This window comes from Stutzerimonas xanthomarina DSM 18231 (assembly GCF_900129835.1).
GTDB classification, from domain to species: Bacteria; Pseudomonadota; Gammaproteobacteria; order Pseudomonadales; family Pseudomonadaceae; genus Stutzerimonas; species Stutzerimonas xanthomarina.
Genome location: NZ_FQXA01000002.1, coordinates 366146 through 378504, shown reverse-complemented (window position 1 = coordinate 378504; position 12359 = coordinate 366146). Strand labels below are relative to the sequence as shown.

12 protein-coding genes are annotated in these 12359 nt (G+C 60.4%); 5 read left to right on the top strand and 7 right to left on the bottom strand.

Translation table 11 applies throughout. From position 1 onward, the window contains the following. Window positions 1–124 precede the first annotated feature (124 nt). The 5 genes from BUE09_RS06055 (at window position 125) to arsJ (ending at window position 4121) form a co-directional block, all read left to right on the top strand. Complete coding sequence (locus BUE09_RS06055; protein WP_073300293.1) at window positions 125–481, top strand: metalloregulator ArsR/SmtB family transcription factor; 357 nt, start codon at window positions 125–127, stop codon at window positions 479–481. Between the two features lie 200 nt (window positions 482–681). After that, window positions 682–1395, top strand: a complete 714-nt coding sequence (arsH, locus tag BUE09_RS06050) for an arsenical resistance protein ArsH (protein WP_073299797.1) — start codon at window positions 682–684, stop codon at window positions 1393–1395. A gap of 80 nt (window positions 1396–1475) precedes the next feature. Continuing rightward, entirely contained in the window at window positions 1476–1802 is a 327-nt protein-coding gene (locus BUE09_RS06045; RefSeq protein ID WP_064482825.1) for a YnfA family protein, read from the top strand. A gap of 17 nt (window positions 1803–1819) precedes the next feature. Continuing rightward, complete coding sequence (locus BUE09_RS06040) at window positions 1820–2827, top strand: ArsJ-associated glyceraldehyde-3-phosphate dehydrogenase (RefSeq protein ID WP_073299796.1); 1008 nt, start codon at window positions 1820–1822, stop codon at window positions 2825–2827. Between the two features lie 61 nt (window positions 2828–2888). Next, window positions 2889–4121 carry an organoarsenical effux MFS transporter ArsJ gene (arsJ, locus tag BUE09_RS06035; protein WP_073299795.1) on the top strand — a complete coding sequence of 411 codons (1233 nt, stop codon included), beginning with the start codon at window positions 2889–2891 and terminating at the stop codon, window positions 4119–4121. Window positions 4122–4185: 64 nt separating this feature from the next. On the opposite strand, the gene BUE09_RS06030 is transcribed toward arsJ, so the two are convergent. From BUE09_RS06030 to pqqB, 7 genes are all read right to left on the bottom strand, one after another. Then, entirely contained in the window at window positions 4186–5862 is a 1677-nt protein-coding gene (locus BUE09_RS06030; protein WP_073299794.1) for a PAS domain-containing hybrid sensor histidine kinase/response regulator, read from the bottom strand. Further along, window positions 5846–7009 (bottom strand): alcohol dehydrogenase-like regulatory protein ErcA, encoded by a 1164-nt coding sequence (gene ercA / locus BUE09_RS06025; protein ID WP_073299793.1) that lies wholly within the window; start codon window positions 7007–7009, stop codon window positions 5846–5848. The genes BUE09_RS06030 and ercA overlap by 17 nt, the downstream gene beginning before the upstream one ends. A 98-nt stretch (window positions 7010–7107) precedes the next feature. Beyond that, window positions 7108–9006 (bottom strand): alpha/beta hydrolase family protein, encoded by a 1899-nt coding sequence (locus tag BUE09_RS06020; RefSeq protein WP_073299792.1) that lies wholly within the window; start codon window positions 9004–9006, stop codon window positions 7108–7110. A gap of 44 nt (window positions 9007–9050) precedes the next feature. Beyond that, entirely contained in the window at window positions 9051–10205 is a 1155-nt protein-coding gene (gene pqqE, locus BUE09_RS06015; RefSeq protein WP_073299791.1) for a pyrroloquinoline quinone biosynthesis protein PqqE, read from the bottom strand. Beyond that, window positions 10177–10455 (bottom strand): pyrroloquinoline quinone biosynthesis peptide chaperone PqqD, encoded by a 279-nt coding sequence (gene pqqD, locus BUE09_RS06010; protein ID WP_073299790.1) that lies wholly within the window; start codon window positions 10453–10455, stop codon window positions 10177–10179. The genes pqqE and pqqD overlap by 29 nt, the downstream gene beginning before the upstream one ends. A 116-nt stretch (window positions 10456–10571) precedes the next feature. Beyond that, window positions 10572–11324: a pyrroloquinoline-quinone synthase PqqC gene (gene pqqC / locus BUE09_RS06005; protein WP_073299789.1), complete on the bottom strand. Its 753-nt coding sequence runs from the start codon at window positions 11322–11324 to the stop codon at window positions 10572–10574. 95 nt (window positions 11325–11419) lie between these two features. Further along, entirely contained in the window at window positions 11420–12331 is a 912-nt protein-coding gene (gene pqqB, locus BUE09_RS06000) for a pyrroloquinoline quinone biosynthesis protein PqqB (protein WP_073299788.1), read from the bottom strand. Window positions 12332–12359: the final 28 nt, after the last annotated feature.

The following is a 12359-nucleotide window of genomic DNA, read 5'->3' as shown; positions in this document are numbered from 1 at the left end:
GGCGAGCTTGCCAAGAAACCGTTTGAGCATATTCGCTTTACAGCATATGCGGCCATCAATATATTCTCGGTTTTCCGGGTGGAGCTTGCTCTATGTCAATCACATCGTCCATGCCATGAATTTCATGATCGAACCTCTAACGCCTGACCTGGTTTTCAAATGCCTGTCCGACGAAACCCGAGCGCGCATGACCTTGCTGATCACGCGCGAGGGCGAATTGTGCGTTTGTGAGTTAACGACGGCGCTTGAGCAGAGCCAGCCCAAGATTTCGAGGCATCTGTCCCAGTTGAGAAGTTGCGCAATCCTTGAGGACAGGCGCCAGGGTCAGTGGGTGTATTACCGCCTGCACCCGCATCTGCCCGATTGGGTTCGCGAGATGCTGCAGGTCGTGCTCAACGCCAATAACGAATGGTTGAGTAGCGATGCTGCCCGCCTTGAATGCATGCGTGACCGACCTGGTCGCGCAGCAATATGCGGTTAAGTCGGAGCGAGCGATCCGTGCGAGCGCAATGGCTGTGCACAGCTAACGCGGCTCCCAAGAATCGGCCCGTGCGCGTTCGACCACAAACTCGAACGTCCAGGTATGCATGGCGGCTCTCTCTGCCCTCCCCCGCAACCGGCTCGATGCGAACGCCGCGAACGCCGCGAACGATGAGCTGACGCCCTGATGCGAGAAAATCAATGAACGAAGCTCTGCCCAATATCGACCCCGAATATCTCGACCTGCCGAGTCTGGACAAGCTCGACCTGCCCAGCGATCCATCACACAAACCCCGCATTCTGTTGCTCTATGGCTCGAACCGCGAACGCTCGTTCAGTCGTTTGCTGAGCCAGGAGGCGGCACGTCTGTTGGAGGCAATGGGTTGCGAAACGCGAATCTTCGACCCCGCCGGCCTGCCTTTGCCAGACGACGCGCCTGAGTCTCACCCCAAGGTGAAGGAGCTGCGCGAACTGGTGATCTGGTCCGAAGGACAGGTGTGGTGCTCGCCGGAACGGCATGGCGCGATGAGCGCGGTATTCAAGGCTCAGATCGACTGGGTGCCGCTGAGCATGGGTGCCGTCCGCCCGACGCAGGGCAAGACGCTGGCGCTGATGCAGGTCTGTGGGGGCTCGCAGTCCTTCAATGCAGTGAATCAGATGCGCGTGCTGGGCCGTTGGATGCGGATGGTTACGATCCCCAACCAGTCCTCGGTCGCCAAAGTATTTCTGGAGTTCGACGACGCCGGGCGAATGAAACCTTCGGCTTATTACGACCGGGTCGTGGACGTGATGGAGGAGTTGGTCAAGTTCACGCTGCTGGTTCGTGGACGCGGTGGCTACCTTGTCGATCGCTACTCTGAACGCAAGGAATCGGCCGAAGCCTTGTCGGCACGCGTCAATCAGCGCTCGATATGAGCAAGGAACGCAATCATGTCGCACCCCTATGACATTCTCGAAATCCCCGGCCACGCTGGCCGGATGCTGTTCTCACCAGGATGTTGAAGACCTTTGGCTTGTTCGCCATCACCGCACTGGCCGAAATCGTTGGGTGCTACCTGCCATACCTATGGCTTCGTCAGGGCAAAAGCGCCTGGCTGCTGGTACCTGCCGCGGCATCACTGGTGCTGTTTGCCTGGTTGTTATCGCTGCACCCGACAGCCGCCGGACGCGTGTATGCCGCCTATGGCGGCGTTTACATCGGCGCTGCAATCGTCTGGCTGTGGATCGTCGACGGCATCAGGCCTACCGGCTGGGATCTGCTGGGGTCAGCCGTCGCGCTGTTAGGCATGGCCATCATCATGTTCGCGCCTCGCGGCGCCTGACTTAGGAGGAATCAACCATGACGCTCAAAGTTGGTATCAACGGTTTCGGCCGGATCGGCCGTCTGGCACTGCGCGCAGCCTGGGATTGGCCAGAGCTGGAGTTCGTCCAGATCAACGATCCCGCCGGCGACGCAGCCACCCATGCTCACCTGCTGAACTTCGACTCGGTGCACGGCCGCTGGCAGCACGAAGCGAGCAGTGACGGCGACTGCGTTGTCATCGATGGCAAGCGCGTCCGAGTCACTGCAAATAAGGCCATCGCAGAGACCGATTGGTCCGGCTGCGATCTGGTCATCGAAGCCAGCGGCAAGATGAAGACGGTGGCCGTGCTTCAAGGCTATCTCGAACAAGGCGTCAAGCGTGTCGTCGTCAGCGCGCCGGTCAAGGAAGCCGGGGCGCTCAATGTCGTCATGGGCGTCAATGACGCGCTGTTCGATCCCGCGCTGCATCGGATCGTTACCGCAGCCTCCTGCACCACCAATTGCCTCGCCCCGGTGGTCAAGGTGATCCATGAACACCTGGGCATCCGCCATGGTTCGATTACCACGATCCACGACCTGACCAATACCCAGAGCATCCTCGATCAACCACACCAGGATCTGCGCCGCGCTCGTGCCTCGGGCATGAGCCTGATCCCGACCACCACCGGTTCAGCCACCGCAATCGCCGAGATCTTTCCCGAGTTGCGCGGCAAGCTCAACGGTCACGCGGTACGCGTCCCGCTGGCCAATGCATCGCTGACCGACTGCGTTTTCGAAGTCGAGCGAGCCACCTCTGTCGATGAGGTCAACGCGCTACTGCATGCCGCGGCAAGCGAAGGCCCACTCAAGGGCATCCTCGGCTATGAAGCGCGGCCGCTCGTTTCCATCGACTACCGCACCGACCCGCGCTCCTCGATCATCGATGCCCTTTCGACCATGGTCGTGAACGGCACGCAGGTGAAGCTGTATGCCTGGTACGACAACGAGTGGGGCTACGCCAACCGCACCGTGGAATTGGCACGCATCGTTGGTTTAGCCGATTGATCCCGGCGGATGGCGCGCTCTTGACGCCATCCGTACCCTTCGCACCGCAACAGGACTCGTCATGCACGCCCTCTCCCGCCTCGCACCGGAGGTTCGCCAGTATTTACTGGTGACCGGTAATTACTGGGCCTTCACCCTGACCGATGGCGCACTGCGGATGCTGGTAGTGCTGCACTTCCATGCGCTGGGCTACACGCCGTTGCAAATCGCGGCCCTGTTTCTGTTCTATGAAATTTTCGGGGTCATCACCAATCTGGTTGGCGGCTACCTGGGGGCCCGGATTGGACTCAATCGCACGATGAACATTGGCCTGGCCATGCAGGTCGTGGCCTTGATGATGCTCACAGTGCCCGCCGCATGGCTGACGATTCCGTGGGTAATGGGCGCCCAAGCGCTGTCGGGCATTGCCAAGGATTTGAACAAGATGAGCGCCAAGAGCTCGATCAAGCTCCTGGTGCCGAACGGTCAGCAAAGCACGCTGTACCGGTGGGTGGCTGTGTTGACCGGCTCGAAGAATGCGCTCAAGGGTGTCGGTTTTTTCCTCGGTGGTGCCCTGCTTGCTGCTATCGGTTTTCGCGGATCGCTGCTGATCATGGCCGCGGCGCTGTCACTAATCTGGGTTTCCAGTCTGGTACTGCTGAGAAAAGACCTGGGCAAGGCCAAGGCGAAACCGAAGTTTCGCGAACTGCTCTCCAAGAGCCAGGCTATTAACGTTCTGTCAGCCGCGCGGCTGTTCCTGTTCGGTGCCCGCGATGTCTGGTTCGTGGTGGCGCTGCCGGTTTATCTATCTGCGGTGTTTGGCTGGGATTTCTGGCAGGTCGGCGGCTTTCTCGCATTCTGGGTGATCGGCTACGGCATCGTCCAGTCGCTCGCCCCGGCCATTACGGGCAAGCGACGTGGTCAGGTCCCGGATGGGCACTCGGCGTTTGGTTGGGCGCTGCTTCTGGCCGGCTTGCCGGCGGGCATTGCGTTGGGGCTGGGCACTGAATGGCCGCCTCAGGCGGTCCTGCTCGGCGGGCTGTTGTTGTTCGGCGCGCTCTTCGCGGTGAACTCATCGCTGCACAGCTACCTGATCGTCTCTTATGCCAAGGCCGACGGTGTATCGCTGGACGTCGGCTTTTATTACATGTCCAACGCCTTGGGCCGGTTGGTTGGCACCTTGCTGTCCGGTTGGGTCTACCAAGGTTACGGACTCGAGGCCTGTCTGTGGATATCGAGCGCCTTTGTGCTGCTGGCCGCATTGATATCGATAGCCCTGCCGCACCGTGATCATGCAATCAAACCAACCGGTTGAGCGTGACGCCTAGCGAGATGTTCCGATGTGCGCCGGCACATCGGCTGTTTGCGTTCTAGGTTTATTAGCGGTGGCTATCGCTGAGCATGTGGCTCAGCACCGAACGTAATTTCCCCGCCTTGACGGGTTTGTTCAACACCGGCACGCCAAAGCCTTGTAGTTGGCGGCGACATTGGTCGCTGCGATCAGCTGTCACCATGACCGCCGGAATCTCCAGCGCAAAGTGCGCCCGCAGCGCAGCGACCACATCCCAACCGGTCACGCCCTGATCAAGATGGTAATCAGCAAGAATCACCTCCGGCGGCGATCCGTCGAGTACCGCCAATGCAGCTGCCTGATCGGTGGCCGTCAACACGTCACAGCCCCACTGTCCTAATAGCGCAGCCATGCTGTGCAGGATGCTCAGCTCGTTATCGAGGACCAGCAGACGCCGCCCCGGTAACGGATTGCCAAGCACTGGCAGCAACCCCGGCGCTTCGGCCGGCAGGTGCTCCGACGGATCGGCCAGCGGCACATCAATGCTGAACACAGAGCCTCGCCCCAACTGAGAACGCACCTGTATCGGATAGGCCAGCATCGAGGCAATGCGATCAACGATCGCCAGACCGAGCCCGACACCGGCGCGCTCGGTGGCGCGCTGTACGCTCAACTGATTGAACTCAAGGAAGATCGATTGCATCTGGTCCGGCTCGATGCCTCGGCCGGTATCCCAGACCTCGATGCGCAGGTATTCGCCGCGTTTGCGCGCGCCCAAAAGGACGCGGCCTTGATCGGTGTAGCGGCAGGCATTGCTGAGAAAGTTACGCAGAATGCGCGTCAGCAGGCGGAAATCGCTGCGCAGTGCATAGGCCGGAATGTAGTGATCAAAACCGAGGCCGGCTGCATCTGCCACTGACTGAAATTCAGAGACCAGGGGCAACAGGACTTCATCGAGCCGGTAGATGTCGATATCGGGCTTTATCGCCTGCTGGTCCAATTTGGAAATATCCAGCAAGTCCGTAAGTAGATCTTCGGCCCCCTCAAGCGCCTGGTGCGCCCGTTCGACCAGATTGGTCTCAGCATCCGGCAAACGGCGTTCCCGCAGCGTCGAGATCAACAAACGTGCGGCATTGAGTGGCTGCAATAGATCGTGGCTGGCGGCGGCCAGGTATTTGTCTTTGCTGTGGTTGGCCGCCTCAGCAGCATCCCGCGCCTTTCGTAGCTCAAGGGTGCGTTCGGTGACCCGCTGTTCAAGCTGCTCGTTGAGTTGCAACAGGCGCATCTGAACCAGTTTGCGTTCGGTGATGTCGGCGACGAAGCCCTCGACCAGGCCGTCCTCGTCCGGCTTAAGCAAGAGGTTCATGATCACATAGATTGCGGTGCCGTCTTTGCGCCGCAGGCGGGTGTCGTAACCGAACAGGCCTTGCTGGGTCTTCAGAGTGTGGCGAATTTGCTCGAGTTCGGCCTCACCACCGATGAACAAGTGATGCGACAGGTCGGTCAGGTGCCAGAGCGCCTCGGCCGGGCTTTCGTACCCGAGCATCCGTGCCAGGGCCGGATTGGCTGCACGGATGCCTTCCTGCAGGCTTGCCTGGAAAATACCGTGTACAGCATGCTCGAACAGCCATTTGTAGCGGTTGCGTTCGGCTTCGAGCTCTTCGAGACGGGCCACGAGCTCGGGATAGTGGCTTTTGCGGGCCGAATGCGTACCCAGCCCGAGCAGCCCGGCAAGAGCCTCATCCTGTTCAGAGTGCTTCGGCATAGACCACTTCGACGTCTCGTTGGGTCGACGAGCGGGGGTTGGTCAGAATGCAGGGGTCTTGCATCGCGTGCTGTGAAAGAAACGGGATGTCGGAGAGGTCCACGCCATGCAAGCTCAGCGTTTCATTGAAGCCAATGGCCTGCTTGAGGCTGATCAGATGTTGCATAAGCCTTTCACGAGTCTGCCGATGGTTGAGCCCGCGACTGTCGATACCCAGGGTTTCCGCCACCACTTTGAAGCGATCCGGCGCCGAATCGTAGTTGAACGCCACCACGTGCTCGACCAAAACTGCATTGCACAGACCATGCGGCAGATCCAGGTAACCGCCCAAGCTGTGAGACATCGCGTGTACTGCGCCAAGGATCGCGTTTGAGAAGGCCAAGCCGGCTTGCATGCTACCGAGCATGATTTTCTCGCGCAGTTGGATATCTGCCGGATTGGCGATCATCTCAACCAGATGGCCGTTGATCAGCCGCATCGCTTCCAGCGCGTGTGGATCGGTCAGCGGTCCATGGCCAGTCGAAACGAAGGCTTCGATGGCATGGACCAGCGCATCAATACCCGTACAGGCCGATAGGAACGGATCCATGCTGAGCGTGGTTTCCGGATCGATCAGCGAGACATCCGGTACGGCGCCCTTGCTAACGATGGAAAACTTCATCCGCTCGCTCTGGTTGGAGATGATCACGAACTGCGAAACATCAGCAGAAGTGCCCGCGGTCGTGGGAATCAGGATCAATGGCGGGCTTGGCACGCGCAGCGTGTCGACGCCCTCGAACTCGACGATATTCCGGCCATGCGCTACCGCGATACCGATGCCCTTGGCACAATCCATCGGGCTGCCGCCGCCAACCGCAACGATGACGTTACACCCCTCACTGCGGTACATCTCGGCACCCAGCATCACTTCTTCTGAGCGGGGGTTGGCCGACACTTGGGTAAACAGGTGGTAGTCGATGTCCTGTCGGCTCAGACTTGCCTGGACGTCACCAACCCAACCGGCCGCGACCACGCCCGGATCAGACACGAGCAACACCTTTCGGGCGCCGAAGTTTTTCGCGTAATTGCCGGCGCTATGCCGACAGCCCGCACCAAACACGATCTCTGGGGATACGAACTTACGTTGCAGGCTAAGGTTGGGGCTCATACGGCGGCCTCTCGTTATTATTTGTTACTTTGGCAAGCGTACTGCTTTCCTCCATCAAAGCAATCGGCAAATCGGAGCATGGCGGTGCGAGGGCTGCTTTACTGGCCGCCGGTTCGACCCAGCAGCGACATATAGAAGCGGCACTCGCGCTCCAATGCATCTGCCAGGTTGGCTGCCTGGCGAAAACCATGACGTTCTTGCGGATAGAGGCAATATTCCACCCGCACACCCTGCTCGCGCAATGCGTCCACCATGGACTCGGTTTGTTCGGGCAGAACCACCGCATCCAGCGCGCCCTGGAAGAAAATCACAGGAACCCGTATCTGTGCTGCGTTGTTAAGCGGCGTCCGCTCCGTGTATCGCTGAGCGTCACGCTCCGGGTCGCCGATCAGCCAGTCCAGATAATCCGCTTCGAATTTGTGCGTTACGCGCCGCAGGGCCATCGGATCGCTGACCCCGTAGAGGCTGGCGCCGCCAGTAAAGCCCGCATCAACGGCCAACGCGCAGAGCGCGCTGTAACCGCCCGCGCTGGAGCCACGAATGAAGGTGCGCGCGGAATCGATCTGGCCACGAACGGCCAATGATTGAACCGCCGCGCAGGCATCCTCGACGTCCACCACGCCCCAGTTGCCGCGCAAACGCTGCCGATAGGCTCGGCCAAATCCACTGCTGCCCCGGTAATTGATGTCAGCGACGGCGAAACCGCGTTGCGTCCAGTACTGAATACGCGGATCGAAGACTGAATAGCTGGCCGAGGTCGGCCCGCCATGCATGAACACAACCAGCGGTGGCTTCTCCCCGGGCAAGCCACGGTGGTTCGCATTACAGGGCGGATAGAGGAAAGCGTGCGCAACCTCCCCTTGGCCGGTCGCAAAACTGAACGGTTGCGCGCAGGACAGCTGCTCGGCGGGCAACGGCTGTTCGCCGCCGGCCAGTATCGTGATCTCTTCGTTGAGGCGGTCGATCGCCAGCACGGCAGGCGTCCGGTCCGACGCTCCGGCAAGGCAATAGTAGTGCTGGTCATCAACGGCTAATTGACGGCAACGGCTGTACTTAGACGCGAGCTGTCGCTCGTTGCCCTCAGCGTCATGCTCGAACAGCAAGCCGTACCCGTCTACTAGCCGGGTCGACAACCAGGCACCCTCGGTGAGTGGAAGGTAGCTTATGGTCGCTAATTGCCAGGGCGCGGGAGCGTGGTCGAAGCGATGGTGGACAAAGCGATCCACCGGCACCATTGAATCGCCCTGGCTTCGCCAGGGTTGCCACCAACCGGCGCGGTCGGTCAGGCAAAACAGCGTGCCGTCCCCGGCGAAGCAAGGCTGTTGCAGCGATTCCGTACCCTCGGCGCCTGCTAGACACACCGGATGATCGAGCCGCCCGTCAGGCACGTAGTTGGCCATCCAGAGGCTGGTGGCCGTCCAGGGCTGCTCGGGACGCTGCCATTGAATCCAGGCCAAACGCTCGCCAGCGGCATCCAGCGTTGGCGCGGCATAGAAGTCAGCGCCTTCGGCAAGCAGCTTGTGCTCGCCTACAAGCGAAACGCTCACCAGTCGATGCTCGACGCCCTTGTCATGGTGGGTTTCCTCGACCGCCAGGATCGCGCCTCGGCGGTGATCATATTGCAGGTCGCCGTAACGGCATCTTGGGCGCGAGGTAAGCAGCGCAGGCTGGCTCGGGTTCGAACCGTCAACGGCTTGCAGATAGATCTGCTGATCCTTTTCGTTGACGAACGCAACGCCGCCATCGGTCAAGCAAAGCGCACCGCCGCCGTATTCGTATACCCGGCTTCGCAGCGAAAAACCCCTTGGGGTCAGGCACTGCGTCATACCGTTGCGCCAATACCACAAGGTGCAACGAGCATCGTCTGGGTCGTATTGAATCCAGAACAACCCGCCATGTCCGGCACGCAGCTCGGCGAAATCGCGGCTGGCCGAGGCCGCTTTTTCAGCGGTCCATTCACTCGTCCAAAAGCCGTACGGCGTTTCTGTCTTGATCATTGCTGTCGGTTCCGGTCGGTCAGGCTGCCGCTCTCTAAACGGACCTACACCTTGAGAATCAGCTTTGATGCCTTTTCGTTGCGGAAGGTCAGTTCATCCAGCCCGCGCGGAGCCTGTTCGGCCTCGGTACGCGCTGCAAGAATTTTGTTGTGATAAGACGACTTGCTGCACACCGGATCGGCGTTGGCCGCATCGCCGGTGAGCATGAAGGCCTGGCAGCGGCAGCCGCCGAAGTCCTTTTCCTTTTCATCGCAGGATTGGCACGGCTCGGGCATCCAGTCGAAGCCGCGGAATTTGTTGAAGCCCATCGAGTGCTTCCAGATCTGCTCGATGCTTTGCTCGCGGACGTTCGGAAAGGTAATGGGCAGCTGTCGCGCACTGTGGCACGGTAGTGCCGTACCGTCTGGGGTGATATCGAGGAACAGGTTGCCCCAGCCGTTCATGCAGCCCTTGGGGCGTTCTTCGTAATAGTCCGGGGTGACGAAAATCAGTTTGCAAGGGTGGTTCTCGGCAGCGAGCTTGTCGCGCCATTCGTTGGTGATGCGTTCGGCACGCACCAGCTGTTCCTTGCTCGGCAGCAGGCCGGCGCGGTTGAGCTCGGCCCAGCCGTAGAACTGACAGGTTGCGAGTTCGACGAAGTCCGCTTCCAGCTCCAGGCAGAGCTGAATGATGCGGTCGATATTGTCGATATTGTGCCGATGGGTCACGAAATTCAGCACCATCGGATAGCCGTGCGCCTTGACTGCGCGCGCCATGGCGAGCTTCTGTGCGAATGCCTTCTTCGAGCCAGCGAGCAGGTTGTTCACCTCTTCGTCGGCGGCCTGAAAGCTGATCTGAATATGATCGAGCCCAGCGTCGGCGAACGAGGCGATTTTCTCCTCGGTCAGGCCGATGCCAGAGGTGATCAGGTTGGTGTAATAGCCTAGGTCCCGTGCCGCCTTGATCAGCTCGGCCAGATCCTGGCGAACCAACGGCTCGCCGCCGGAAAAGCCCAGTTGTGCCGCGCCCATTTCGCGCGCCTGACGAAAAATTTCAATCCACTCGGCTGTGCTCAGCTCTTCATGGCTGCGGGCGAAATCCAGCGGATTCGAGCAGTATGGGCACTGCAGTGGGCACCGATAGGTCAGCTCGGCGAGTAGCCACAGCGGCGGACCGGGCTCAAAACCCGGCTTAGCGAAGCTCGATCCAGAACCGTTCAACGGCTACCTCCAGGAATGCGACGATGTCCTCCTCGATGCCCTCGGCATCGGGAAAGCGGCTCTGCAGATCGGCGACAATTGCCCCCACGCTCCGGGTGCCATCGACCTCGCCCAGAACCGCCGATGCGCTCTCGTTCAGCTTGATCATGCCTTCGGGGTAGAGCAGCACATGGCAGTTCTGCGCCGGTTCCCACTGGAAGCGGAAACCGCGGCGAAAAACCGGAATCTGGGTCAGTTGGGTAGCGCTCATGGTCCTCTGTCTCGCCAGTGAAAACATCATCGGTAAGGGCTTGTGGGCTGAAGCCCGCCCTACAGCTTATATGCGAGGGCTGCCGCCACTCGATCACAGGTCACCCAGCCAAGCAGTCAGAACGTGATGCCCTTGTGCCAGACACGCTCGCTCGTCACCGTGTGGTAGGGCGGACGATCCAGTTCGTAGGCCATGCTCATGGCATCCAGCATGCTCCACAAAACATCGAGTTTGAACTGAAGAATGTTCAGCATGCGCTCCTGGCTTTCCCGCGTCTTGTAGTGTTCCAGCGTGATCCGCAGGCCGTGCTCGACGTCGCGACGCGCTTCCTTCAGGCGTTTGCGGAAGTAGTCGTAACCGGACGCATCGATCCAGCTGTAGTGCTGGGGCCAGGCGTCCAGACGGGACTGGTGAATGGTCGGGGCGAACAGCTCGGTGAGTGAACTGCTGGCAGCCTCCTGCCAGACGGCGCGGCGGGCGAAATTGACATAGGCGTCGACGGCGAAACGCACGCCCGGCAGCACCAGTTCCTGCGACAGCACCTGTTCGCGGTCCAGGCCCACCGCCTCGGCCAAGCGCAGCCAGGCTTCGATGCCGCCCTCCTCGCCTGGGCTTCCATCGTGATCAATGATGCGCTGGACCCACTCACGGCGGGTATCGCGATCCGGGCAGTTAGCCATGATCGCCGCATCCTTCACCGGAATGCAGACCTGATAGTAGAAGCGATTGGCGACCCAGCCCTGAATCTGCTCGCGAGTCGAGCGGCCCTCGTACATGGCGCGGTGGAACGGATGATGGATGTGGTAGTAGCCGCCCTTGGCGCGTAGCGCCGCTTCGAACTCGGACGGAGTCATGGCTGGCAGGGTCATAAAAACTTCCTTACGGGTTGTGCGGGCTGTTCCGGCAGGCACCGGCAAGCACCTTCAGCCACTGAGTTCTCTGGTGAATCGCGGGCGGATGCCGGCTACAGCTCGATACTCATGCCATCGAACGAAACCTCGATCCCGTGCTCGTCGAGCACCGCGCGTTCGGCGGAGTCTTCGTCGAGGATCGGATTGGTGTTGTTGATGTGGATGAGTATCTTGCGTGCTGCGGGCATGCTGTCGAGCACCTCGATCATGCCCCCCGGCCCACTCTGCTGTAGGTGGCCCATCTCGCTGCCCAGCTTGGTGCCTACCTCACGTACCCGCATTTCGTCGTCGCGCCACAGAGTGCCGTCGACGAGCAGGCAATCGGCGCTGCGCATGAGCTCCAGAAGCTCGGGGCTGACCTTGCCGAGGCCCGGTGCGTAGAACAGCTTACCGCCCGTGTTCTGGTCCACGATCAGCAGGCCGATGTTGTCGCCAGGGTGCGGATCGTTACGGTGCGGCGAATAGGGAGGCGCAGAGCTGCGCAGCGGGATTGGCGTGATCTCCAGAGTCGGGCAGGTCGGAATGCGGAAGCTGCCTTCCAGTGCGATGGGGTTCCAGCGCAGGCCGCCATTCCAATGCTCAAGCATGTTGAACAGTGGGAAACCGGTGGTGAGGTCCTGATGGACCATCTCCGTACACCAGACTTCGTGCGGGCAACCTTCGCGCAGTGTCAGCAGACCGGTGGTGTGGTCGATCTGGCTGTCCAGCAGAATGATGGCGCCAATCGCGGTGTCTCGCGGTCCGCGTGCCGGCTGCAGCTTGGGAAAGGATTCAAGCTGCGCACGAATATCAGGCGAGGCGTTGCAGAGGATCCAGTCCTCGCCGTTGTCGCTGATGGCTATCGACGATTGCGTGCGAGCCTTGGCACGCAGGCTGCCGTTTCGCAGCCCGGCGCAGTTGGCGCAGTTACAGTTCCACTGAGGAAAGCCGCCGCCAGCAGCAGAACCTAAAATCTGGATGAACATGGGCAGCTCCCAAAAAACGGAGCCCCGA

Coding starts and splice junctions, on each gene's coding strand:
- pqqB (WP_073299788.1), bottom strand. CDS start 12,331: ATGTTCATCCAGATTTTAGGTTCTGCTGCTGGCGGCGGCTTTCCTCAG.
- BUE09_RS06020 (WP_073299792.1), bottom strand. CDS start 9,006: ATGATCAAGACAGAAACGCCGTACGGCTTTTGGACGAGTGAATGGACC.
- BUE09_RS06030 (WP_073299794.1), bottom strand. CDS start 5,862: ATGCCGAAGCACTCTGAACAGGATGAGGCTCTTGCCGGGCTGCTCGGG.
- BUE09_RS06055 (WP_073300293.1), top strand. CDS start 125: ATGATCGAACCTCTAACGCCTGACCTGGTTTTCAAATGCCTGTCCGAC.
- ercA (WP_073299793.1), bottom strand. CDS start 7,009: ATGAGCCCCAACCTTAGCCTGCAACGTAAGTTCGTATCCCCAGAGATC.
- BUE09_RS06040 (WP_073299796.1), top strand. CDS start 1,820: ATGACGCTCAAAGTTGGTATCAACGGTTTCGGCCGGATCGGCCGTCTG.
- arsJ (WP_073299795.1), top strand. CDS start 2,889: ATGCACGCCCTCTCCCGCCTCGCACCGGAGGTTCGCCAGTATTTACTG.
- pqqD (WP_073299790.1), bottom strand. CDS start 10,455: ATGAGCGCTACCCAACTGACCCAGATTCCGGTTTTTCGCCGCGGTTTC.
- BUE09_RS06045 (WP_064482825.1), top strand. CDS start 1,476: ATGTTGAAGACCTTTGGCTTGTTCGCCATCACCGCACTGGCCGAAATC.
- arsH (WP_073299797.1), top strand. CDS start 682: ATGAACGAAGCTCTGCCCAATATCGACCCCGAATATCTCGACCTGCCG.
- pqqC (WP_073299789.1), bottom strand. CDS start 11,324: ATGACCCTGCCAGCCATGACTCCGTCCGAGTTCGAAGCGGCGCTACGC.